Below are 23,054 nucleotides of genomic sequence, written 5' to 3' on the forward strand. Positions count from 1 at the left end.
TGCTAATGGCATCAGTCTTGTTCCTCCTGATGGTGCTGATCTTCTAGCGTACGCGCGTGATTGGTGAGAACTGGCATCTCGTGGCGCTAATCACAGCTGTTCGAGTTGCGGCAAAATCTCTTCGACAATTTGTAGAACGGACTTTCCGTCGACCACAACATGCACGTCAGCCAGCATTTCGTAAATAGGGCGTCGCTTTTCGTAAACCGAAGCCCAGACGGTGAGTGCTTCGTCACCTGCCAGCAGCGGGCGGTTGGAGTCGGCTTTGATCCGCTCGCCGCCGCCTGCTGGCCCAGCTCCAGATAGACCACGGTGCCGCGCGAGAGCAATTGCTGGTTCTCTTCGCGGAGCACCGCGCCGCCACCGGTGGCAACTACCCCGGTGAGCAGGCGCGCCAAGGCCTGGACTTCCAGATCGCGGAAATGCGACTCGCCATGCTCGGCAATATCTGCGGAATGGTGCCATGATGGGCCACCACGGCAGCATCCGAGTCGGCGAAACTGGTTGATAAGGCCGTGGCCAGTGACCTGCCCACGGTGGACTTGCCACTGGCCATCGGACCAATGAGGTAAATCATTACCGAATGCTTCCTAGACGCCAGTCGATCCCAGATTATCCGGGATGTTCGCCAGGTAGGAGTCGATATTGCGCTTGGTTTCAGCCACCGAGTCGCCGCCGAACTTCTCCAGCAGGGACTGGGCTAGCACCAGGGCCACCATGGCTTCGGCGACAACGCCAGCTGCCGGAACGGCACAAACATCCGAACGCTGGTGGTGCGCAGTGGTGTCCTCGCCGGTGGCGGTGTCAACGGTGCGCAGCGCGCGCGGAACGGTGGCGATCGGCTTCATGCCGGCGCGAACACGCAGCACCTCGCCAATGCTCATGCCGCCCTCGATGCCGCCAGCGCGGTTCGAGTTGCGCTTGATGCTGCCATCTTCGGCATGCACGATTTCGTCGTGCGCTGCCGAGCCGCGGCGGGCTGCGGTTTCAAAGCCGTCGCCGACTTCCACGCCCTTGATGGCCTGGATGCCCATCAATGCGGCAGCAAGGCGCGCATCCAGACGGCGATCCCAGTGCACGTAGGAGCCGATGCCCGGAGGGAGGTTGTAGGCGAGAACCTCAACCCGCCGCCGAGGGTCTCCCCTGCCTTGTGCGCGTCGTCGACCTCGGCGACCATGGCTTCGCTGGTCGCCTTATCGAAGCAACGCAGCGGATCGGCGTCCAATGCTTCAACGTCGTCGGCGGTAGGCAACGGCGCGTCGGCAGGAACGGAAACGGCACCTACGGCGGTGGTGTGTGAAACGAGCTGGATGCCCAGGTCGTTGAGGAAGCGGGAAGCCACCGAGCCCAGGGCCACGCGGGCCGCGGTTTCGCGGGCGCTGGCACGCTCGAGGATCGGGCGGGCATCGTCGAAGCCGTACTTCTGCATGCCGGTGAAATCGGCGTGGCCTGGACGAGGGCGGGTCAGCGGCGCATTGCGCGCCAGCGAAGCGAGCTCATCAAGATCGACGGGATCCGCGCTCATCACGCGCTCCCACTTTGGCCATTCGGTGTTGCCGATTTCAATGGCCACCGGACCACCCTGGGTCTTGCCGTGGCGTACGCCGCCAAGGAAAGTCACCTGGTCCTTTTCAAACTTCATTCGCGCCCCGCGGCCATAGCCCAAGCGGCGGCGCGCCAATGCTTCACGTACTACTTCGCTATCCACCGATACTCCGGCAGGTAGCCCTTCAAGAATTCCAACAAGTGCCGGGCCATGCGATTCGCCCGCGGTCAACCAACGCAACATGTCCTCTATTTTGCCATGACCTGATGGAATTACTGGTGTCGGAGCAGTCCCAGAGAGTCATACATCGCATTTGTGACGTCAACCCGCCGCTGCTCATCCCACGCCTCGGAGGCGAAAAGGCGGACCTGTTCGACCGCTTGGTGCACGAGCATGTGCAGGCCGGAAATGACCTGTCCCTGCCAGGACGAGGCCAATCGCGAGGGCCATGGATCGTAGGCGACATCCAGCAGGATCCCGGTTCCGGAGCCCACGGCCGGGACCCAATCGTCGCCCGCGCGCGGCGGCAGGGTGCTGAAGACCAGGGGCAGCTGGCGCAGCTGCTCGGCAAGTTCCTCGGTGATCGCCGATATTTCGTGGACGACCGGGACCATGCCCAGCTCTGTGGCCAGTTCCACGGCGCGCCCGGAGCGCTGGGCGGAGCGGACGACCAGGGTGACGTGCTTGACCCCGATCAGGGCGCTGGCCTGCAAGGCCGCCAGAGAGGTATTGCCCGAACCGAGGATCATGGCCCGGTCGGTGGAGGTCATCGAGAAGTCCGCGAGGGCCTGGACCAGTCCGTCGATGTCGGTGTTCTCCCCGTACAGGGAGCCGTCCTCGCGCACCACGATGGTGTTCAGCGCGCCAAGTTGCCGCACCCGGGTGGAGACCTCGTCCATCAACGGGACGAAGGCATCTTTCAGGGGCATGGTCACCGAGCAGCCGGCCCAGTTGCCCTGGCGCAGGCGCGCCACATGCTCGGCGCACTGCGCAGGCTGCAGATCGATGGCTTCATAGCTCAGCGCCGCGCCCAGCAGCTCGTAGGCGGTGCGGTGCAATACCGGCGACTTGGAGTGGCCGACCGGATGGCCCAGAACGGCAGCCTGCTTCATCAATTCACGTACTTTCTGCGGTGATGCCGCGTTTAGCAGACATCCGAATTCTGTTGGCACCATGCGCGGAATTCAGCCTGGTTCTGCTGGTGTTCGGCATAGCTGGAGGCGAACTTCGTTTCGCCGGTTTTGATGTTCACGGTCACCCAGTAGTAGTAGCCGTTTTCCTGCGGGTTGGCCGCAGCCTTGATCGCCGACGTGGCAGGCGAGCCGATAGGGGTCGGAGTCAGGCCCCTGTGCACGTAGGTGTTGTACTTGTTGCCAGCGTCCTTGCGTTCGGCCTGGCTGAACTGCAGGCTGTAGCGGTTCAAGCCATAGATCACCGCAGAGTCGACCTGGAGCAAACCGTGGGTTTCCTTGTTGGCTGGATTCAATCGGTTCTCGATGGCACCGGCTACGGTTGCGTAGTCCTTTTCGCGGGCTTCGGCTTGCAGGATCGAGGCGACTTTCAAGGTGCGGTAGCCCTTGTCCAGGTCGCTGATCCCGGCGTCCTTCAGGGTGTCCTTGGTGGCGCGCACCATCTTGGAAAGTACTTCCTTCGGGGTGCTGTCCAGTGCGAAGCGGTATTCGCCCGGGTGCAGCCAGCCTTCAAGGTTGGGCACTGAATCCGGCAGTCCGAATTTTTCCGGCTGGTTGGCCAGCTTTTTCAGGTCAGCCAGTTTCAGGCCGGAGCCCTTGGCGATTTCTTCCAGCGCCGCGTTCATGCGCAGGTTCGCCTTCAGGCCGATGTAGAAGACCTTGCCGGGTCGATTGTCCACGAGCACTTCGGCGGCATCCGCTGCCGGCATCTGGGATTTGAGCAGGTAGGTTCCGGGGTGGATGACCTTATTGGCCTGCTTGGAGTTCTCCACCGCCTTGATAAGCAGCTTGTCGTTGGAGATCACATCCAGGTCTTCAAGCTTGCGCGAGATCACGCCAAGGCCCTGGCCGTCTTCCACGGTGAATTCGACGGTGGCTCCGCCCGGACCGGGATAGTCGTCCGGGTTGAACTGCTTGACCAGGGATTTGATGAAGTAGAAGGACCCTGCCACCACTAGAGCGAAAATGAGCACGGTGGCCAGCATCACCAGATTGCGCTTGCGCCTGGTCTTCTTGCGGTGCAGTTTTTCGTGCTCTTGATCGTCCTGGCCGAGCAGGCCGTTGCTGTGCAGCGAGTCCTGCGGCTCGACGATCGGGGTTTGGGCGGTGTGCACCGGGGCAAGGGTGGGCAGGAACCGGGTGTGGGTGTCCTGCCCGCCCTTATCACCGGCAGCGTCCGCATTGGTGTCGCCGGCCGTCTCTGGATCGGCCGGAGCATTCAAGTAATGATCGAGTCCAGTGACTTCCGGGGTCGAAGGTTCAGCGATCGGCAGGCCTTGGCCTGCCGCGAAGCTTTCATACAGCGCGCGATGCGTTTCGCGTTGCCGTTCTTGACGGGCTTCTTCTCGCATCAACTCTCATTTCTCGGTGTGGCATCGTCCTCGGCCGCGTAGCGCGAAACCTATTTCATGACGATCCGGCTGGCCTGCACGCGGACGTTGTTCCGACGCATTTCCAGCACTTGCTGCAGGATCTCGGTGGCTGCGACCTGGTCGACAACCTTTCGATGATCCTCCATCTTACGGCCCGAGGCGTGCAACGCGCGATGCGCATTCACGGTGCTCAAACGCTCGTCAACCAGAAAAACCTCAAGCTCGATATTAGCGCTCACGGCTTCTTCTGCCAAAGCAATGGCGTAGTCACGGGCCATTTTGGTGGAGTCTGTGTCATTGCCCGCCAAGGACTTGGGCTCGCCGATGAACACCTCGCCGACATTTCGATCGGCGATGATGCGCAAGAGCATCCGGCGATCCGAATTCTTCTTCAGATCGCGGCGCAGGGTCATCACCGGGGTGGCCAAGATGCCCGAGGGGTCGGAGATGGCGACGCCGACGCGGGCCAGGCCCACGTCGACGCCGAGTGCCAATTTAGCCATTGGCCAAAGCCGCCCGAATGGCATCCAGCGCTTCATCGATCTTCGAAGCGTCCTGGCCGCCACCCTGGGCCATGTCGTCCTTGCCGCCGCCACCGCCGCCGAGCACGCCGGTTGCGGTGCGCACCAGCGCGCCAGCCTTGAAGCCGTTGGCGCGTGCATCGTCATTGGTCACAGCCAGTACCAGTGGCCGGCCATTGGAGACGCCGATCAGCACGATCACTGCCGCTTCGCTGCCCAGCTTGCCACGCAGATCCAAAGCCATGGTGCGCAGCGCGTCGGCTGAATCGATGGAGCCGGCGTTGTGGGCCAGCAACCGGGTCGAGCCGATGGTCTGGACCTTCTCCAGCAGTGCTGCCGACTGGGCGAGCATGGCCTGGCTCTTGAGCTCGGCGATCTGCTTTTCAGCGGCCTTGAGCTTGGCAACGGTGTCGTTGACACGCTCGGAGACCTGGTTGGACGGCACGCGGAACAGGCCCGAGAGCTCGGAAACCAGTGCGCGCTCGGCAGCACCGTGGCGGAAGGCCTCCATGCCGACCAGCGCTTCAACACGGCGGTTGCCCGAACCCACCGAAGCCTCGGAGAGCAAGGTCAGCTGGCCGATGCGAGCGGTGGTATCTACGTGGGTACCGCCGCACAGTTCGCGCGACCAGGCGCCGTTCATTTCCACGACGCGCACGTCGTTGGAGTACTTTTCGCCGAACAGGCTCATGGCGCCCAGCTTCTTCGCCTCGGCCAGGGCCATCTCATTGGTGATGACCTGGTGGTTGGCGGCGATCGCGAGGTTTACGACTTCTTCGACTTCGCTGCGAGCGGCAGCTGAGAGGGCTTCAGCCCACGAGAAGTCGAAGCGCAGGTAGCCTGCCTTGTTGAAGGAACCTGCCTGGGTGGCCGTTGGGCCGAGCAGTTCGCGCAGGGCGGCGTGCACCAAGTGGGTGGCCGAGTGGGCCTGCTCGCCGGAACGACGGCGGACCGCGTCAACCTGGGTGCGTACCAAGGCCTCGGCAGGAAGCTCGCCTTCGCGCACGATCACCTTGTGCACGTTCAGGCCCTTGACCGGTGCCTGGACGTCGGTGACTTCCAGCACGAAGCCGTCACCGGTGATCAGGCCGCTGTCGCCAGCCTGGCCGCCGGACTCGGCATAGAACGGGGTCTCGTTCAGGACCAGGTCGATTTCCTGGCCCTGCTCTGCGTAAGGCACGACCTGGCCATCGCGGATGATGCCGCGGATGGAGGATTCGCCTTCCAGAGTGTCGTAGCCGGTGAAGTGCACGTTGCCGGCCTCGGCCAGCTTGTTGTAGACCGAGAGGTCGGCGTGGCCGGCCTTCTTGGCCTTGGCATCCTTCTGGGCGCGGGTGCGCTGCTCGTTCATCAGCTCGCGGAAACGCGACTCGTCAACGGACAGGCCAGCCTCGGCCGCGATCTCCAAGGTGAGGTCGATCGGGAAGCCGTAGGTGTCGTGCAGGGTGAAGGCGTCGTCGCCCGAGAGGTTCGCGCCCTCTTCCTTGGCGTGGATCAGTGCCTCGTCAAGGCGGGTGGTGCCCGAAGCGATGGTGCGGCGGAAGGCGCGCTCTTCGGCGTAGGCGATGCGGGCGATGCGCTCGAAATCAGCCTCGACCTCAGGGTAGACGCCCTTCATGGCGTCGCGCGAGACCGGAAGCAGCTCTGGGAGCACTTCGCTCTCCACGCCCATCAGGCGCATGGCGCGCACGGCGCGGCGGATCAGGCGGCGCAGCACGTAGCCGCGGCCTTCGTTGCCCGGGGTGACCTGATCGGAGATCAGCATCAGCGAGGAGCGGATGTGGTCGGCGATCATGCGCAGGCGCACGTCGTTGGCGTGGTTGGGGTCTGCTGGATCCTCGGTGGAGGTGTAGCTGACGCCTGCCAGTTCAGCGGCCTTGTCGAGCACCGGACGGACCTGGTCGGTCTCGTACATGTTCTCGACGCCCTGCAGGATCATGGCCAGGCGCTCGAGGCCCAGACCGGTGTCGATGTTGCGCTTTGGCAGTTCGCCGGCAACGTCGAAGTCGGTCTTGGAGCGTACTGCCGAGAGGCGGTACTGCATGAACACGAGGTTCCAGATCTCAATGTAGCGGGTCTCGTCGACGGCTGGGCCGCCTTCTTGGCCGTACTGCGCACCGCGGTCGTAGTAGATCTCCGAGCAAGGACCGCCGGGGCCGGGCTGGCCGGTGTTCCAGTAGTTATCTTCCTTGCCGGTTCCCACGACGCGCTCGGTCGGGATGCCGATCTCTTCTTCCCAGATGCGGCGTGCTTCCACGTCCTTCTCGTCGCCGTCTTCGTAGACGGTGACCCAGAGGCGTTCCTTGTCCAGGCCGTAGCCGCCAGCTTCAACCGGGCTGGTCAGCAGCTCCCAGGCGAAGTGGATGGCATCCTTCTTGAAGTAATCGCCGAAGGAGAAGTTGCCGCACATCTGGAAGAAGGTGCCGTGGCGCACGGTCTTGCCGACTTCTTCGATGTCGCCGGTGCGGATGCACTTCTGCACCGAGGTCGCACGGTTGTAGGGGGCCTCTTCGCGGGCGGTCAGGTAAGGAATGAAGGGAACCATGCCGGCCACTGTGAACAGCAGCGATGGGTCAGATGAGACCAGCGAGGCGCTGGGCACCGCCGTGTGGCCCTTCGAGACGAAAAAGTCGACCCACCGACGGGCAATTTCCTGCGTTTTCATCGTGTTACGGATGATCCCTTCACTTAGCGGCGTCCACGCCCAAGGCGGAACGTAATTCTTCTTCTCTGGAGGTCATGCCTTGATGGAAGGCTTCCAGATATTCGGCGACACGGTCGGCGTACTTGCCGACCTGGCGGTTGAGCGCTGCACCGGATTTAACTTCAGCGTATTTCTTGGTGGCGAGCACTCCTACGCCCACTCCAATAGAAACCCACAAGAACTTTTTCATTCTAGTCTCCTTGGCGGCCTTCGATTGGCCGTCCCTCGTTCAGCGCGCCGATACGTGTTCGATCGAACAGGCTCTGGCTTAGCGGCTGCGGCGTGCCTTGCCGCTTGGCTTGGTGTTCATCGCGGCCTTCACGCCTTCGGTGAATGCGGCCACCTTGATCAGCGGCTTACCGACAGTGGCGGCGACCAACGAGGACAGCGCGGAAACATTGGCGGTCGTATCAGAAACGTTATTGGTGATCGTATCGACCTTTTTGAGCTGGTCGTTAGTGGTCGCCACAGTGTTGGCGACTTCACCTAGCAACGGGGTGGTTCCGTCGGACACGTCTTTGATCGTGGTGCGAAGCTCATCAAACACCTTGCCTAACTTGATGATCGGCACGGCCAGCAGCACTACTAGTACAACAAACGCGCCGGCTGCGATAAGCCCTGCAATATCCGAACCCGACATATGCTTCCTCTTCTGCTTGGGTTTTTGGTGCCAGTTCACCTTATCGAAGTCTGCGCTCCAATAGGTAGTTAAGCGACAAGCCCGCAACCGAAATCGGTTGCGGGCTTGGAACTAGCGCACGGATTTAGCGTGCGTAGTACTCGACCACGAGGTTCTCTTCGCAGGTCACTGGGATCTCTGCACGCTCAGGAGCGCGCAGGTAGGTAGCCTGAAGGGCTTCCAGCTTCACGTCCAGGTAAGCAGGAACAGCTGGCAGCACCTTGGAGTGCTCGCCGGCAGCAGCCATCTGGAATGGAACCATCTTCTCGCTCTTCTCGTGTACGTGGATCAGCTGACCCGGCTGTACCTTGAAGGACGGGCGGTCAACACGCTGGCCGTTGACCAGGATGTGACGGTGCACAACCAGCTGGCGAGCCTGCTGGATGGTGCGGGCGAAGCCTGCACGCAGAACCAGGGCGTCCAAGCGGGACTCGAGCAGTGCCAGCAGGTTGTCACCGGTCTGGCCGCCGAGGCGCTTGGCTTCCTTGAAGGCGCTCAGCATCTGAGCTTCGCGGATGCCGTACTGGGCACGCAGACGCTGCTTCTCGCGCAGACGTACTGCGTAGTCGCTGTCCTGCTTCTTACGGGCGCGGCCATGCTGGCCTGGACCGTATGGACGGCGCTCCATGTACTTTTCAGCTTTAGGGGTCAATGCAAGGCCGAGCGCACGCGAAAGGCGTACGGTGCGGCGGGCACGGGCGTTAGCCATTGATGTGTCCTTTTCGTTCAGCGACGGTATCTACTGGCCTCCAGGATGGAGAGTGTGTGGGCGTCGCGTCCCTGCTACACTGCAACCTTGCTCCGGTCGCCGATCACTCGGATTCCGGGCAGGGCTTGCCAGCCAAAGATCAAGTCTACACGAAGCGAAGGCAGCAAGTCTTGAGGCATAGCGCACAATTAGCGCTTGCGTGCCCCGCGCACCGGGTCCTTGCCGCGAATGATCTCCCGCAGTCGCGCCAGCCGCGATCCGATGGTTTTCTCCGCGCCATTGACCGTAGGCGTGTAGTAATTGGTGCCCAACAAATCATCGGGCAGGTACTGCTGGGTCGCAATGGAATGCGGCGCGTCATGGGCGTAGATGTACCCGACGCCATGGCCGAGTTGCTTGGCCCCGGGATAGTGCGCGTCGCGCAGGTGATCGGGCACCAAGGAGCCTTTGCCCTCGGCGACATCGGCCAGCGCGGCGTTGATGGCGTTGTATGCGGCATTGGACTTTGGCGCGGTGGCAAGATGCACCGTGGCATGGCCCAGCATGATCCGGGCTTCGGGCATGCCGGTGAGCTGCACCGACTGGGCCGCGGCCACGGCCAGTGGCAGTGCGGTCGGATCGGCCATGCCGATATCTTCACTGGCAGAGATCATCAACCGCCGGGCGATAAACCGCGGGTCCTCCCCCGCCGAAAGCATGCGCGCAAGGTAGTGCAGGGCAGCATCCACGTCCGAGCCGCGGATGGACTTGATGAAGGCCGAGATGATGTCGTAGTGCTGGTCGCCGTCTTTGTCATAACGTTGCACAGCCTGATCCATGGCCAGCTGGACGTGATCCTGGGTGATCCGCACCGGCGGTGTGACCTTAGACCCGGCAGCATTCCAGGCGACCGCCCCGGCGGCTTCGAGCACAGTCAGCGAGCGGCGGGCATCCCCCTGGGCCAGGCGGATGATGGCGTCGCGCTGTTCATCCTCGAGCTGGACCTGCCCGTCGAAACCTCGTTCATCTTCGATGGCCCGTTCCAGCAATGAGGCCAGGTCGGCATCGGTCAACGGACGCAGGGTAAGCAGCAGGGAGCGCGAAAGCAGCGGCGAGATCACCGAGAAGGAAGGGTTCTCCGTGGTGGCGGCTACCAAAACCACTACGCGGTTTTCGACCCCGGGAAGCAGCGCGTCCTGCTGGGCCTTGTTGAAGCGGTGGATCTCGTCGAGGAAGAGGACCGTAGTCACCCCGCGCAGGTCACGATCGTCCTTGGCCTGCTCGATGACCCGGCGTACGTCTTTCACGCCCGCGGTGATGGCCGAAAGCTCAACGAACTTGCGATTGGTCGCCCGCGCGATCACGTGCGCAATGGTGGTCTTGCCGATGCCTGGCGGGCCGTAGAGGATAACGCTGGCCGGGCCGGCCAGTCCCGTTTCGGGATTCTCGGCCAATTGGCGCAACGGCGAGCCGGGGCCGAGCAGGTGCTGCTGGCCTACGAGTTCCTCGAGCGATTTCGGGCGCATTCGCACTGCCAGCGGCGGACGCGGCCGGTTGACTTGGGACTCGCGTGCGTCGTGCGGATCATCGGACAGGGAATCGAACAAATCGCTCACCGTTCAAGCCTACCGATATTCTGGTGTGGATGCGGTACCGGTCCCCTGGCCACCGCCGAGAGCTTAACGAGAGGAATCCCTGAATGCGCGCCGTCGTCCAGGTTGCCAGTACTGCCCACGTCGAGGTCGAAGGGCAGATTGTCGGGAAGCTCGACTCCCCCGGGTTGGTGATCCTGCTGGGCGTGACCCACGATGACGATCAGGCAACCGCCCGCAAGGTGGCGGAGAAAATCTGGCAGCTGCGCATCATGGAGGATGAGACCTCGGCTGCGGGCAATAACGCGCCGCTGCTGGTGATCAGCCAATTCACGCTGTATGGCTCGGTGCGCAAGGGCCGCCGTCCGTCGTGGTCAGATGCCGCGCCCGGGCCGGTGAGCGAACCGCTATACGACCACTTCGTTGACTATCTGCGCGAGCTTGGCGCTCATGTCGAGACCGGAGTATTCGGCGCGATGATGGATGTGTCGCTGACCAATACCGGGCCGTTCACAATGATTGTCGACTCAGCGGACCTGGCTTAGCCCAGTGGCCTTGACCAGTTGGACCAGCTGGTCGAATTGCTCGCGCTGTGCTTTCAACTCGATGCTTCCGGCGTCCGAGAGTTCGTAGACTTTGCGTCCAGGCCCGCCTTGGCCTTCTTCCCAGCGTGTTACAACCAGGCCGGACGCCTCGAGTTTCGCCAGGGCTGGATACAGGGTGGCACCCTTCAATGGCCCCAAACCGCGCTGCTGCAGATTCTTGGATAAGGCATAACCGTGGGTTGGCCCGAGGGAAAGCTCGGCCAACAGCAGCATCGGCAGCATCGCGCGCTGCCAGCTGCCGGGGAATGGTGCTTGCTCACTCATCTCGGCCTTCTTCCAGCCCGCGGGCCTGTGCGCGCCTTTCGGCAAGCTTGGATTCCACGTATTCTGCGCGGTTTGCAGGACGCAGTTCATAGAGGGTCAGCGCTGCAAAAATCAAAAGACATACTGCGAAGAAGATATCCCATCCGCTGCGATCGGCAGCCAGCAGCCCTTCCACGATGCTCGGGGTGTAAATGCCGGCAATGGCCAGGGGCAGCAACCGCCGAAGCAGCCAGCGCCGCTGCAGCGCCTTTGCGGTGTTGACACCCAGGCCGATGGCGAATTCGCCCGGAGTGCCGAATTCTTCGACAATCGAAGCTTCCTCTCCCTCCATGCTCATATTTGACCAGTGCTCGCGTGCCGGTGCCATGACTGTCGCCGCCTCTTGGCCCCGCAATCCGTAGTGTCCGCGAAGCAAACGCGTGGATTCGGCAAACCACGCTTCTGGATCTGCGAAAGCAGAGGCGCCTTTGCGTACTGGTTCAGTCTCGTCCTTGAATGGCAGCCTAAACACGCCGAAACCAAGTGCCAGGCCCAGGATCGGTGCCAGCCAGTTGGGCATCGGCATGGTCTGTTCTCCACCGAGGATTGCGATAATTACGGCCACGGCAATGGATACAGCTATTCCACCCAAGCCCAATGCCCATGACAGAGCGAACTTGCCTTTGCTCCGGTAGAACCACCAAAGGTGCCCGAATAAGGCGATTCCCGTGCCTGCACACAACGCCGCTAGCTGCCAGAAGTGCCACGAGTTCGAAGTCCATCCGTCACGGAATCCGACCCACGTGCCAAAACCGGTGCACAGCAGGCCAACAACGAGCCCGAAACCAGCCAGGAGCAGCACGCTGCTGCTGATCGACATCTCCGAATCCGCTAGCTGCTGCGGGGTCAGGCGCGCATAGGCCCGGCCTTCGCCGAATTCCGCGGGATCTCCAAAGAGTTCTTCTGCGCTTTGACCGCTGTCGCGGATGGCATCCAGCGCTTTGCCCAGTTCTGCGGCGCACTGGGAATCGTTCAGGTCCTTCCACCACATGGCGATGTTGAAGTCCTGCGCCCATTCGCGGTCGCCTTCAGGGTACAGCTCGATGATGTCATTGGGTTCTGCTGAGGCCACGTGCTCTCCTGGGTTCGAAATAACTAGGTTGAAAACTAACCTAGTATCAAAACCAGCCTTAATCCACTTTCTGGCCTATTCTGATGCGAAAAAGAAGCCGGGTGGAACGCGATTAAGCGTTCCACCCGGCTTCGTGAAGCTGCCTAAGCCTACTTGGCCTCTTCGGCCTTTGCTTCGGTTTCCTCAGCCTTCTTCTTTTCAGGCTTGAAGTCGATGCCAGCTTCCTTGCGCTGCTGCGGGGTGATTGGCGCAGGAGCCTGGGTCAGCGGATCGAAACCGCCACCGGTCTTCGGGAAGGCGATGACGTCGCGGATGGACTCCGAGTTGGTCAGCAGCTGCAGGACGCGGTCCCAGCCCAGTGCGATGCCGCCATGTGGCGGGGCGCCGTACTTGAAGCCTTCAAGCAGGAAGCCGAACTGCGTGTCAGCCTGCTCCTGGGTGACACCCATGACCTTGAAGACGCGTTCCTGGACGTCACGCTGGTGGATACGGATCGAGCCGCCACCGATTTCATTGCCGTTGCAGACGATGTCGTAGGCGTAGGACAATGCCGAACCTGGATCGGTATCGAAGGTGTCCATGAACTCTGGCTTCGGGCTGGTGAAGGCGTGGTGCACAGCGGTCCATGCGCCAGCGCCAACGGCCACGTCGCCCGAAGCCACAGCGTCGGAGGCTGCTTCGAACATTGGCGCGTCGACGATCCAGACGAAAGCCCAGTCGCCTTCCTTGATCAAACCGGTGCGGTGGCCGATCTCAACGCGGACCGAGCCGAGCAGTGCGCGGGATTCGTTCTTCTTGCCGGCCGAGAAGAAGATGCAGTCGCCGGCAGATGCGCCGGTGGCTGCGGCCAAACCGGCCTTCTCTTCCTCCGAAAGGTTCTTGGCCACTGGGCCAGCCAGCTCGCCATCTTCCTTGATCAAAACGTATGCCAGGCCCTTGGCGCCGCGCTGCTTGGCGAATTCCTGCCAAGCATCCAGGGTGCGGCGTGGCTGGGAAGCCCCACCAGGCATGACCACGGCACCGACGTACTCGGACTGGAAGACCTTGAAGGAGGTGTTCGCAAAGTACTCGGTCATCTCGGTCAGCTCCAAGCCGAAGCGCAGGTCCGGCTTGTCCGAACCGTACTTGGCCATGGCCTCCGAGTACGCCATGCGGCGGATCGGGGTTGGGACCTGTACGTCGATCAGGCTCCACAGTTCCGAGACCAGCTTCTCGCCGAGCTCGATGATGTCATCTTCCTCGACGAACGAAGCCTCGATGTCCAGCTGGGTGAATTCCGGCTGGCGGTCCGCGCGGAAGTCCTCATCGCGGTAGCAGCGTGCGATCTGGTAGTACTTCTCGAAGCCGCCGACCTGCAACAGCTGCTTGAACAGCTGCGGGGACTGTGGCAGCGCGTACCAGCTGCCTGGCGTCAGGCGTGCCGGCACGACGAAGTCGCGGGCGCCTTCCGGGGTGGAGCGAGTCAGAGTTGGAGTTTCGATCTCGATGTAGCCCTGATCGTGCAGCAGGTTGCGTGCCACGCGGTTGGCTTCCGAGCGCAGGCGGATGTTGCGTGCCGGGGTGGGGCGGCGCAGATCCAGGTAGCGGTGGCGCAGGCGCGCTTCTTCGCCGACCTCAACGTGCTCGTCAACCTGGAAAGGCAGCGGTGCGGCGGTGTTCAGCACGGTCACGGTGTCGGCAATAACCTCGATGGCGCCGGTTGGCAGGTTCGGGTTCTCGTTGCCTTCCGGGCGGCGCTCGACAGTGCCGACGATCTGCAGCACGAACTCATTGCGCAGCGGGTGGAAGTCCTCTTCATCGCGTACGACGACCTGGGCTACGCCCGAGGCATCACGCAAATCCAAGAAGGCGACACCACCGTGGTCACGGCGACGGGCGACCCAGCCGGTGAGGGTGACCTGCTGTCCAATGTGCTCGGCGTTCAAGACGCCCAGCTGATGAGTGCGTAGCACTACGATCCTTTCGGTCGGTTGGGAAAGTTTCTCCCCATGAAGTTTAGTGCACCCGTCAGGGGTGCCGGTGCGGGCCGCTAGGCCCGAAGTATTAGCTGATGGCGATCGAAAGGTCTTCGGCCGCAGGCATCCAGGACTGCGGATCGGCCGCAACCTGTTCGCCAGACCGGATGTCCTTGACCTCGTGGGTGCCATCGGCGTGGGTAAACCAAACAAATGGAATGCCGCGGCGATCAGCGAATTTGATCTGCTTGCCGAACTTCTCCGCGCTGGCCGCCACCTCGCACGCAATGCCTCGTTCGCGCAGTTTGGAAGCGACATCCTGGGCTTCGTGCCAGGAATCGTCATTGGCCAAAGTGACGTATACCACCGATGGCACGCTGCGGCTGGCAGTGACTACCTCTTCAGCCAAGATGCGTGAAATCAGGCGGGTCACGCCGATGGACAGGCCCACGCCCGGGTAATTCTTCTTGCCCTTGGAGGCCAGCGATTCATAGCGGCCGCCGGAGCAGATGGATCCCAGGGACTCGTGGCCCACCAAGACGGTTTCGTACACGGTGCCGGTGTAGTAGTCGAGGCCGCGGGCGATGGACAGATCGGCCATGACCTTGCCCGGAGCGCGCTTGGAGGCGGCATCGATCACCTGGGAAAGCTCATCGAGACCGGTATCCAGCAGCTCGTGGGTTACGCCCAGGGCGCGGACCTGTTCGACGAAGGAGGTATCCAGGGTGCGGATCTTCGCCAAGGCCAGGGCGGCATCGGCCTGTTCGCGGGTAGCACCGACTTCCTCAACCAGGATCTTGGCGACAGCTTCATCGCCGATCTTCTCCAGCTTGTCGATAGCGCGCAGCACGGCGTCCGGGTCATCCAGGCCCAGGCCGCGGTAGAAGCCCTCCGCGAGCTTGCGGTTGTTCACGCGCAGGCGGAAGTCCCCGATCGGCAATGCGGACAGGGCATCGGCAATGGTCAGCGCCAATTCGACATCGTAGCTGAAAGGCAGGGTGCCATCGCCCACCACGTCGATGTCCGCCTGGGTGAACTCTCGGAAACGGCCATCCTGCGGGCGTTCGCCACGCCAGACCTTCTGCATCTGGTAGCGGCGGAACGGGAAGGCCAGGTAGCCGGCGTTCTCCACCACGTAGCGCGCGAAAGGCACGGTTAGATCGAAGTGCAGGGCCAGCGCGTTGGGATCGTTCTTGTCATCTTCGGCAGCTAGGCGGGAAAGTCCGTAGACTTCCTTGTCGATTTCGCCCTTGCGCAGCAATTGCGCGCGGGTTTCCACGGCACGGGTCTCGATATTGGCGAAACCATGAAGCTCGAATACATGACGCAAGGTGTCCAGCACGTGCTGTTCGACAGCCCGTTCGGCTGGAAGCCATTCGGGGAAACCTGAAAGTGAGGCCTTGCGTGCCATGAAACTCCTTAGTGCAATTTGGTCTACAAAACCATCTTAAGCCTGTTTTGCAAGAAACCTGTGCACGTCGGCTTACTAAGAAACGGAGGTCACAGGTAGAGTTGCCTATAGCAAGTGCTCGTAAAGTGAAAGAGTTTCAGCGGTGACCACCAGTCAGCAATCCGACGACAGCCAGAAGACCCCTTTGCCGCAGGCGCAGAAGCCTGCAGCAAAACCGGTTGTAGCGCCCAGCGTCGCACACACCACTCCCCTCGATGAAGCGGCAAAATTCGCCCGAGTCACCGAGGACGGCCACGTCTTCGTGATTATCGATGGCGCCGAATTCCCAGTGGGCCAGTACCCAGATGCCTCGCAGGAAGAGGCCCTGGGCTACTTCGTGCGCAAATATGACGATGCGCTCTCGCAGCTGATGCTGCTCGAGCAGCGTGTCGTGGCCAAGGCTCCGGCTGGCGAACTGGGCAAGGCCGTCCAGGCCCTGTCGGCCACCGTCGCAGAACGCCACATGGTCGGCGACATCCCGGCGCTCGAATCGCGCCTGGAAGATGTCCGGGTGGCCGTGGAGAGCCTGAACGCCGAACAGCGCAAGGCCCACGATGAAGCCCGTGCCGAACAGCTGGCCGCTCGCGAATCGATCGTCGAGCAGGCCGAGGCCATGGCTGGCAAGCGCCCCGAGCAGATCCAGTGGAAGACCGCTTCGGCTTCCATGAATGAATTGTTCGAACAGTGGAAGGCCTCCCAGCGTTCCTCGGTGCGCCTGCCACGTGCCACCGAAGACGCGCTGTGGAAGCGGTTCCGCGCCGCTCGCACCACCTTCGACCGCCACCGTCGCGCCTACTTCTCGCAGCTCGATTCGACCAATGCATCGGCCAAGGCCGTGAAGGAAGAATTGATCGCTCGCGCCGAAGCTCTGCAGAGCTCCACGGACTGGGCCGCTACCGCTGCCGAGTACCGCAAGCTCATGGATGAGTGGAAGAAGTCGCGCCGTGCGTCGCGCAAGGATGACGACCAGCTCTGGAGCCGTTTCCGTGCGGCCCAGGACGTCTTCTTCCAGGCACGTGCCGCGGAGAACGCCAAGATCGACGAGGAATACTCGCAGAACCTGGTCGTGAAGGAAGCCTTGCTCGAGGAAGCCCGCGCTCTGCTGCCGATCAAGGATCTTGCAACGGCCAAGGCCAAGCTGGATTCCATCCGCGATCGCTGGGAAGCTGCCGGCAAGGTGCCGCGCAACGACTTGCAGCGCATCGAATCGGCACTGCGCCAGGTTGAAGACGCAGTCAAGGGCGCTGAAGACGAGCAGTGGCGCCGGTCCAACCCGGAGACCAAGGCTCGCTCCAACTCGATGCTCAGCCAGCTGCAGGACACGATCGCAGCTTTGGAAGAAGACCTTGCAGCAGCCCAGGCCAAGGGCAATGCAAAGCAGATCGCAGCTGCCCAGGAAGCCCTGGACGCACGCCGCATGTGGCTGAACACCCTGGAGAAGTCGGCAGCCGACTTCCAGTAAGTAATCCACAGATCGTCAGCACACCGTCAACGCGACGGCGCATGCTGGTTCAGTAGCCACATGGAATCGAAAAATTACCAGGCTACCGGGCCAGGCGCCGTCGCGTTGCGCATTCCAGAAGACCTCTGGATCGCGGGCCAGATGTTCAGCCGCAATGAGTTGCAGGCAATGGCTTCGAATGGGCTGCTGCGCGAAGTGCTTGGAGATTGCTTTCTCCCCAGCCAGATTCAGATCACCGCGTCGCTGCGCGCGCGAATTGCCGCTTTCGTGTGTGGACGGGAATTGAATTCGCGTACTGTACTAGCAAGGCAAACCGCCGCATGGGTCCATGGGTTATTGCCCGAAGTTTTCACGATGTGCATCTACACCAATGCCTATCATCGCCCGTTTGAACCGGGCTTCGGACTCACCGCCGAATTCATGCAGGCCGTGGTGCCGGAGACGCAAATGGTTTTCCGTAGCCGGGTCAAGGTGACATCAGCGTTGCGCAGCGTCTGCGACTGCGCCCAATTCGACCCGCTACCGATAGCAAGCCGCGTTTTGGGCAATGCGATTTCCCTGAACGATCCTTATCTGAATCTGATCTCTATCAGGCAGAACCTGAATACCTATGAGAAATCTCCGGAAAGATCCCGTGCCCTGCGCCTCATCGACTCTTTCGACGACATGGCGCAGGCCGCGTGAGCTTCTACTCCGGTTGCCGCTAACGGCGTGAACCGGCAGTGGTGCGGTACACGTCGTACACGCCATCGATGCGGCGCACTTGATTGAGCACGTGGCTCAGGAATTTCGGATCGCCCATTTCGAAGGAGAAGCGCGAGAGCGCCACGCGGTCCTTGCTGGTCTGAACGGTAGCCGAAAGGATATTCAAGTGGCTCTCGGACAGGATCCGGGTGACATCGGAAAGCAGTGATTTGCGGTCCAGCGCTTCAACCTGGATCTCCACGAGGAATACGCCATGATGCTTGGCGGCCCAGGTGACATTGACCAGGCGGTCAGGCTCATTGGAAAGCTGCGTGAGGTTCAGGCAATCTGAGCGGTGCACCGAGACGCCAGCGCCGCGAGTGACAAAGCCCTGGATCTCATCGGGCGGCACCGGGGTGCAGCACCGAGCCAGCTTCACCAGAACGTCGCCAACACCTTCGACAATCACACCCGCGTCATTGCCCGTAGTGGGGCTCGGAGCGTTCGGGCGGACTACAGCTTCCTCGTCGACCTGTTCGGCCTCTGGAGGGCCAATGAGGGCCGTCAGGTGCTCAATGACATTCTGTGCGCTGGTATGCCCGTCGCCAACTGACTGGTACAGGGCGGAAATATCCGTATGGTGCAGCTCGTTTGCGACGGCAGTGAGCAGGTCATGGGTCATCAGCTTCTGCAGCGGAAGGTGATTGCGTCGAAGCTCCTTGGTGAGGAGCTCCTTGCCCTTTTCGATCGCTTCTTCGCGGCGTTCCTTGGAGAAGTAGCCGCGGATCTTAGCTTTGGCCCGTGGCGACTTGACGAAGTTCTGCCAGTCCTGGGATGGGCCTGCGCCTTCAGCCTTCGAGGTGAACACCTCAACGACATCGCCCTGCTTGAGCTCGGTATGCAGCGGCACGAGCTTGCCGTTGACACGGCTGCCAATGGTGCGGTGGCCGACATCGGTGTGGATCGCGTAGGCAAAGTCGACCGGTGTTGCGCCCACTGGCAGCGACATGATGTCGCCCTTTGGAGTGAAGACATAGACCTCGGCCGAGCTGATCGTATAGCGCAGGCCATCGAGGAACTCTTCGGAGTCGGTGGTATCGGCCTGCCACTCCATCAATGAACGCAGCCAGTCCATGTTCTGCTCCGGCGAAAGCATGGAGTTGGCGTTTTGCCCGTGCTTGTACTGGAAGTGCGCAGCCACACCGTACTCAGCTCGTACGTGCATATCATGGGTGCGGATCTGGATTTCTACCGGCTTGCCCTCGGGTCCCATCACCGTGGTGTGCAGGGACTGGTAGAGGTTGAGCTTCGGGATCGCGATGTAATCCTTGAAGCGGTTGGGCAGCGGGTTCCACTCAGCATGGACGACGCCCAGCGCGCCATAACAATCCTTGACGGTGTCGACCAGGATGCGCACACCCATCAAGTCATGGATGTCGTCGAAGTCTTTGCCTCGAACGATCATCTTCTGATAGATCGAGTAGTAGTGCTTGGGACGCCCGGATACGGTGGCGTTGATATCGACGTTTCCGAGATCGCCGGACAACGTCTGGCGGATGGATGACAGATACTTTTCGCGTTCAGGGGTGCGATCCCCCACCATGCGAACAATCTCTTGGTAGACCTTTGGGTGCAAGGCCGCGAAGGAAAGATCCTCGAGTTCCCATTTCACGGTGTTCATGCCGAGACGATGTGCCAGCGGAGCAAAGATTTCGAGGGTCTCTTTGGCCTTGCGCGATGAAGACTCCGGGGAAACGTAGCGCCAAGTGCGGGCGTTGTGCAGACGGTCAGCAAGCTTGATGAGCAGGACCCGGATGTCTCGGGACATCGCGACAACCATCTTGCGCACGGTTTCAGCTGGAGCGGCTTCGCCGTAGGTGACTTTGTCGAGCTTGGTCACGCCATCAACGAGCATGGCGATTTCTTCCGAGAATTCCTTCTTGACCGATTCAAGCGAATACTCGGTATCTTCAACCGTGTCGTGCAACAGCGCTGCTGCGAGAATTGCGCCGGTCATTCCCATCTCTGCCAAGATGGTGGCCACGGCGACGGGGTGCGTGATGTAGGGATCACCACTCTTGCGCTTTTGGCCCTCGTGGTACTTCTCAGCCACTTCGTAGGCGTGCACAAGCAAATCCAAATCCGCGCGCGGATGCTTGGACTTAACGGTGCGAAGCAACGGCTCAAGTGTCGGCGAGGTGCTCGGGGTATTCCCACGACCAGCAAAACGCACTAAACGGGAAATTGAGCGTCGTTTCGAATTGTTCAGGTTTGGCGTATTGGCCATGCCCCGCTCCTTCCCCATTGCCACCTAACGTCACTGGCATGTGCGAGCTCTAGCGACGTTATCCGGTGGTAGTTTTCAGCCGTGGGTACCTCCACGACCTTGCACCAAAAAACACGTTGTTTAGTTCATTCGTTATAGCACGTTCGGCCGGTGACAACTAATTACACCGCTTCACGCTATTGCAAAAAGGCACCTCCAGCGGATGCTGGAAGTGCCTTTTGCCTGCTAGGTCGTAGCTAAGCTACTTCCATTTTCTTCGTGTGCTCAACGACGTCCGAATCGTTGCGGCGCAGCCATTGGTACAGCGGCGCTTGAACGAACAGGGTGGACAATGCCGAGATGATAATGCCGACGAACAGGGCCAGCGAAAGGTCCTTGAGCGTACCGGCACCGAGCATGTAGGAACCGATGAAGAGAATCGATGCTACTGGCAGTACGGCGACTACTGAGGTGTTGATCGAGCGGACCAGGGTCTGGTTCACCGCGAGGTTCACCAGCTGTTCAAAGGTGCGCTTTGACTGCTTAGTGAAGTCCTTGGTGTTTTCGCGAACCTTATCGAAGACCACGACGGTGTCATAGAGGGAATAACTCAGAATCGTCAGGAAGCCAATGATGGCACTTGGAGTGATCTCGAAACCGGTGATCGAGTAGATCCCGGCGGTCACGACAATCACGACCAACAGGCCGACGATGGCAGCCAGGGACATCTTCCAGGTGCGGAAGTACGCGGCCATCAGCAAACCAACCAGGACGACGAACGCGCACAGACCCAGCAGTGCCTGACGCGAAACGTCTTGGCCCCAGGTAGGGCCGATGAAGTTACTGGTAACCTCGTCGCTCGATACCTGGTATCCGTCAGCCAGCGATGCTGCGATGGCCAGGGTCTCGTCGTCGCTCAAGCGCTCGGTCTGGACACGCATGGTGCCCGGAGCGATGTTGGTGACGGTTGCCTCGGCGCCCGAAGCCACCGAGGTCACTGCATCTTCACCAATTTTGATGTCGGTGCTCTTGACATCCGAGACGGTGAATTCCGAACCGCCGCGGAAGTCGATACCAAGGTTAAAGCCGCCCTTGACCACTGGTACGAGGACCGACAGGATCACCAGCGCGCCCGCGATGGCAAACCACAATCGGTGCTTGGAGGTGAACGGGTAGGAACGCTTGCCGGTGTAGAGCTCGTTGCCCCAAGTCACTAGCTTATTCATTGTTCTCCTCCTGAGCCTTCGTCTCTGCAGTGCCTGACTGTTTCGACTGGGCTGCCTCTGCGCGGCGACGTTCAGCGATGGTCATGCGCTTGGCAGCTTCGCCTGAAGCCTTGGCATTTTTCTTGCCTCGGTTCGCTTCTACGTTCTCGCCGAAGCGACGGATCTGGCCGGCGCCCTTGTACAGTGGCTCGACGCCCATGAGTGATGGGTCCAAACCGGAGAGGCGGTGTCCGTCAGCGAAGAACTTGGTTCGAGCCAGTAGGACCAGCGTTGGGTGCGTCAGACCGTAAACCACGACAAGGTCGATGATTGCGGTCAAGCCCAAGGTGAAAGCGAAGCCACGCACGTTACCCACCGCAACGATGTACAGCACCACTGCAGCCAGTACGTTCACGGCCTTGGACGCAAGGATGGTTCGCTTGGCGCGGCCCCAGCCGACGTCGACTGCGCTGGCCAATGGGCGGCCTTCACGCAATTCGTCTCGCACACGCTCGAAGTAGACGATGAACGAGTCGGCAATCAGGCCAATAGCCACAATCAGACCGGCGACACCGGCCAAGGAGAGACGATAGTTCATTCCCCAACCGAGCAAGACCAACGCGAGGTAGGTCAAGACACCGGAGACCAGCAGCGATGCGATGGTCACGATGCCCAACGCGCGGTACTGGAACAGCGAGTACACGAACACCAGGCCCAGGCCGATGATGCCAGCGATCAATCCGGCAGTCAGCTGGTCGGCACCAAGAGTCGCAGAGACCTGGCGCTCAGACTGAATGTCGAAGCTGATCGGCAAGGCGCCGTATTTGAGCTGCTCGGCCAGTGCTTGTGAAGTTTCCTGGGTGAAGCCACCGGAGATCTGCGGGCGCCCGTCGGAAATCACGGCATTGGTCGTCGGGGCAGAAATGATCTGGCCGTCAAGCACAATGGCGAACTGGTTCTGCGCACCCTGAAGCGCGATCAGACGCTGGGTGGTGTCAGCAAAGGTCTTGGTGCCCTGCTGGTTGAATTCGATGACAACAACCCACTCGCCGGTAACCGAACCGTTGACGCCACGGGCAAGCTGCGCGTAAGCGTCAGAAATCTGGTCGCCCGGGATCTCCTGCGGGCCAAGAATGTATTTGGCGCCAACGCTCGAATCACACGAGATCATTGGCTCCTTCGGATCAGCATCTTCACTGCTCTTCTTGTCTTCGTCATTGGTGCAGTCGAAGGCTTCGAATTTCTGGTAAAGATCCGCGGTCACCCAATTGGTGTCCGAAGCGTTCTTTGGCTTGCCGTTGGGCTTAGGAAGGTCAGCCGTGGCGGTTCGCTGCTCCTTGGGAGTCGCTTCGTAGGAACCCGAAACGAGTACCGGACGGAATTCCATGGCAGCTGAGGCCTGGATCAGGTCGCGGGTGGCCTGGTCTGGAGTACCTGGCATGGAGACAACCACGTTGCGTCCGGACTGCGTGGTGATTTCAGCTTCGGATACGCCGGAGCCGTCCACGCGCTGGCGGATGATTTCTACCGCTTGGTCCAGCTGTTCCTGGTTGATCTCCTGATCGCCCTGGACCCGTGGGGCCAGGATCATCTCGGTGCCGCCTTCAAGGTCGAGGGCCAGCTTGGGTCCCCACCCGGTTTTACCAGTCGTCGCACCAGCCACCAGCACGCCGGTTGCGATGATGAAGACGATCAGCAACCACAGCAACGCCTTGCGCGCCTGCTTAACAGGTCTGATTGATGACATCTAATGTGCTTT

At 61.2% G+C, this 23,054-nt stretch carries 19 protein-coding genes and 2 pseudogenes; 3 read left to right on the top strand and 18 right to left on the bottom strand.

From position 1 onward, the window contains the following. Nucleotides 1-90 precede the first annotated feature (90 nt). The 11 genes and pseudogenes from D3791_RS16885 to D3791_RS00055 form a co-directional block, all read right to left on the bottom strand. Entirely contained in the window at nucleotides 91-330 is a 240-nt protein-coding gene (locus D3791_RS16885) for a shikimate kinase (protein WP_425483165.1), read from the bottom strand. A 14-nt stretch (nucleotides 331-344) separates the two neighbouring features. Then, nucleotides 345-577 (bottom strand): annotated as a pseudogene (locus D3791_RS00010) (shikimate kinase); the annotation flags it as partial. Between the two features lie 13 nt (nucleotides 578-590). Next, nucleotides 591-1,789: pseudogene (gene aroC, locus D3791_RS00015) on the bottom strand (chorismate synthase). Between the two features lie 29 nt (nucleotides 1,790-1,818). After that, entirely contained in the window at nucleotides 1,819-2,658 is an 840-nt protein-coding gene (locus tag D3791_RS00020; RefSeq protein WP_172510951.1) for a shikimate dehydrogenase family protein, read from the bottom strand. Between the two features lie 32 nt (nucleotides 2,659-2,690). Beyond that, a complete protein-coding gene (gene mltG / locus D3791_RS00025) occupies nucleotides 2,691-4,088 on the bottom strand; it encodes an endolytic transglycosylase MltG (protein ID WP_172510952.1) in 1,398 nt (465 codons plus the stop codon). 50 nt (nucleotides 4,089-4,138) lie between these two features. Beyond that, entirely contained in the window at nucleotides 4,139-4,612 is a 474-nt protein-coding gene (ruvX, locus tag D3791_RS00030; RefSeq protein WP_022875197.1) for a Holliday junction resolvase RuvX, read from the bottom strand. After that, on the bottom strand, nucleotides 4,605-7,295 hold the full coding sequence (gene alaS / locus D3791_RS00035; protein ID WP_172510953.1) for an alanine--tRNA ligase: 2,691 nt from the start codon (nucleotides 7,293-7,295) through the stop codon (nucleotides 4,605-4,607). Before alaS ends, ruvX begins: the two co-directional genes overlap by 8 nt. A 19-nt stretch (nucleotides 7,296-7,314) precedes the next feature. Further along, a complete protein-coding gene (locus D3791_RS00040) occupies nucleotides 7,315-7,524 on the bottom strand; it encodes a hypothetical protein (protein ID WP_022875199.1) in 210 nt (69 codons plus the stop codon). A 78-nt stretch (nucleotides 7,525-7,602) separates the two neighbouring features. Continuing rightward, entirely contained in the window at nucleotides 7,603-7,974 is a 372-nt protein-coding gene (locus D3791_RS00045; RefSeq protein ID WP_022875200.1) for a DUF948 domain-containing protein, read from the bottom strand. A 124-nt stretch (nucleotides 7,975-8,098) separates the two neighbouring features. Beyond that, nucleotides 8,099-8,722, bottom strand: coding sequence for a 30S ribosomal protein S4 (gene rpsD / locus D3791_RS00050; RefSeq protein WP_022875201.1), 624 nt, complete (start codon nucleotides 8,720-8,722; stop codon nucleotides 8,099-8,101). Nucleotides 8,723-8,910: 188 nt separating this feature from the next. Then, nucleotides 8,911-10,317, bottom strand: a complete 1,407-nt coding sequence (locus D3791_RS00055) for a replication-associated recombination protein A (RefSeq protein ID WP_172510954.1) — start codon at nucleotides 10,315-10,317, stop codon at nucleotides 8,911-8,913. Between the two features lie 83 nt (nucleotides 10,318-10,400). Between D3791_RS00055 and dtd the strand changes: the two genes are divergently transcribed. Then, a complete protein-coding gene (dtd, locus tag D3791_RS00060) occupies nucleotides 10,401-10,838 on the top strand; it encodes a D-aminoacyl-tRNA deacylase (protein ID WP_172510955.1) in 438 nt (145 codons plus the stop codon). On the opposite strand, the gene D3791_RS00065 is transcribed toward dtd, so the two are convergent. From D3791_RS00065 to hisS, 4 genes are all read right to left on the bottom strand, one after another. Beyond that, nucleotides 10,821-11,162 (bottom strand): PadR family transcriptional regulator, encoded by a 342-nt coding sequence (locus tag D3791_RS00065; protein ID WP_172510956.1) that lies wholly within the window; start codon nucleotides 11,160-11,162, stop codon nucleotides 10,821-10,823. The genes dtd and D3791_RS00065 overlap by 18 nt on opposite strands. Next, nucleotides 11,155-12,273 carry a hypothetical protein gene (locus D3791_RS00070; protein ID WP_172510957.1) on the bottom strand — a complete coding sequence of 373 codons (1,119 nt, stop codon included), beginning with the start codon at nucleotides 12,271-12,273 and terminating at the stop codon, nucleotides 11,155-11,157. The genes D3791_RS00065 and D3791_RS00070 overlap by 8 nt, the downstream gene beginning before the upstream one ends. 149 nt (nucleotides 12,274-12,422) lie before the next feature. Further along, nucleotides 12,423-14,225, bottom strand: coding sequence for an aspartate--tRNA ligase (gene aspS, locus D3791_RS00075; protein WP_172510958.1), 1,803 nt, complete (start codon nucleotides 14,223-14,225; stop codon nucleotides 12,423-12,425). Nucleotides 14,226-14,316: 91 nt separating this feature from the next. Continuing rightward, complete coding sequence (gene hisS, locus D3791_RS00080) at nucleotides 14,317-15,639, bottom strand: histidine--tRNA ligase (RefSeq protein ID WP_022875207.1); 1,323 nt, start codon at nucleotides 15,637-15,639, stop codon at nucleotides 14,317-14,319. A gap of 142 nt (nucleotides 15,640-15,781) precedes the next feature. Between hisS and D3791_RS00085 the strand changes: the two genes are divergently transcribed. After that, entirely contained in the window at nucleotides 15,782-17,140 is a 1,359-nt protein-coding gene (locus D3791_RS00085; protein ID WP_172510959.1) for a DUF349 domain-containing protein, read from the top strand. A 60-nt stretch (nucleotides 17,141-17,200) separates the two neighbouring features. Further along, on the top strand, nucleotides 17,201-17,824 hold the full coding sequence (locus tag D3791_RS00090) for a hypothetical protein (protein ID WP_022875209.1): 624 nt from the start codon (nucleotides 17,201-17,203) through the stop codon (nucleotides 17,822-17,824). Nucleotides 17,825-17,843: 19 nt separating this feature from the next. Here the strand turns inward: D3791_RS00090 and D3791_RS00095 are convergent, their stop codons facing one another. The 3 genes from D3791_RS00095 to secD form a co-directional block, all read right to left on the bottom strand. Next, complete coding sequence (locus D3791_RS00095; protein ID WP_172510960.1) at nucleotides 17,844-20,111, bottom strand: RelA/SpoT family protein; 2,268 nt, start codon at nucleotides 20,109-20,111, stop codon at nucleotides 17,844-17,846. 236 nt (nucleotides 20,112-20,347) lie between these two features. Then, nucleotides 20,348-21,316, bottom strand: a complete 969-nt coding sequence (secF, locus tag D3791_RS00100) for a protein translocase subunit SecF (protein ID WP_172510961.1) — start codon at nucleotides 21,314-21,316, stop codon at nucleotides 20,348-20,350. Then, nucleotides 21,309-23,042, bottom strand: a complete 1,734-nt coding sequence (gene secD / locus D3791_RS00105) for a protein translocase subunit SecD (RefSeq protein WP_172510962.1) — start codon at nucleotides 23,040-23,042, stop codon at nucleotides 21,309-21,311. Before secD ends, secF begins: the two co-directional genes overlap by 8 nt. Between the last annotated feature and the right edge of the window lie 12 nt (nucleotides 23,043-23,054).

The organism is Glutamicibacter mishrai, from assembly GCF_012221945.1.
Taxonomy (GTDB): domain Bacteria; phylum Actinomycetota; class Actinomycetes; order Actinomycetales; family Micrococcaceae; genus Glutamicibacter; species Glutamicibacter mishrai.

Bases quoted from the DNA above. Each gene is read 5' to 3' on its own strand.
- D3791_RS00040 (WP_022875199.1), bottom strand. From the start codon at position 7,524: ATGAAAAAGTTCTTGTGGGTTTCTATTGGAGTGGGCGTAGGAGTGCTC.
- D3791_RS00020 (WP_172510951.1), bottom strand. From the start codon at position 2,658: ATGAAGCAGGCTGCCGTTCTGGGCCATCCGGTCGGCCACTCCAAGTCG.
- mltG (WP_172510952.1), bottom strand. From the start codon at position 4,088: ATGCGAGAAGAAGCCCGTCAAGAACGGCAACGCGAAACGCATCGCGCG.
- secF (WP_172510961.1), bottom strand. From the start codon at position 21,316: ATGAATAAGCTAGTGACTTGGGGCAACGAGCTCTACACCGGCAAGCGT.
- D3791_RS00065 (WP_172510956.1), bottom strand. From the start codon at position 11,162: ATGAGTGAGCAAGCACCATTCCCCGGCAGCTGGCAGCGCGCGATGCTG.
- dtd (WP_172510955.1), top strand. From the start codon at position 10,401: ATGCGCGCCGTCGTCCAGGTTGCCAGTACTGCCCACGTCGAGGTCGAA.
- secD (WP_172510962.1), bottom strand. From the start codon at position 23,042: ATGTCATCAATCAGACCTGTTAAGCAGGCGCGCAAGGCGTTGCTGTGG.
- hisS (WP_022875207.1), bottom strand. From the start codon at position 15,639: ATGGCACGCAAGGCCTCACTTTCAGGTTTCCCCGAATGGCTTCCAGCC.
- ruvX (WP_022875197.1), bottom strand. From the start codon at position 4,612: ATGGCTAAATTGGCACTCGGCGTCGACGTGGGCCTGGCCCGCGTCGGC.
- rpsD (WP_022875201.1), bottom strand. From the start codon at position 8,722: ATGGCTAACGCCCGTGCCCGCCGCACCGTACGCCTTTCGCGTGCGCTC.
- D3791_RS00090 (WP_022875209.1), top strand. From the start codon at position 17,201: ATGGAATCGAAAAATTACCAGGCTACCGGGCCAGGCGCCGTCGCGTTG.
- D3791_RS00045 (WP_022875200.1), bottom strand. From the start codon at position 7,974: ATGTCGGGTTCGGATATTGCAGGGCTTATCGCAGCCGGCGCGTTTGTT.
- alaS (WP_172510953.1), bottom strand. From the start codon at position 7,295: ATGAAAACGCAGGAAATTGCCCGTCGGTGGGTCGACTTTTTCGTCTCG.
- D3791_RS00095 (WP_172510960.1), bottom strand. From the start codon at position 20,111: ATGGCCAATACGCCAAACCTGAACAATTCGAAACGACGCTCAATTTCC.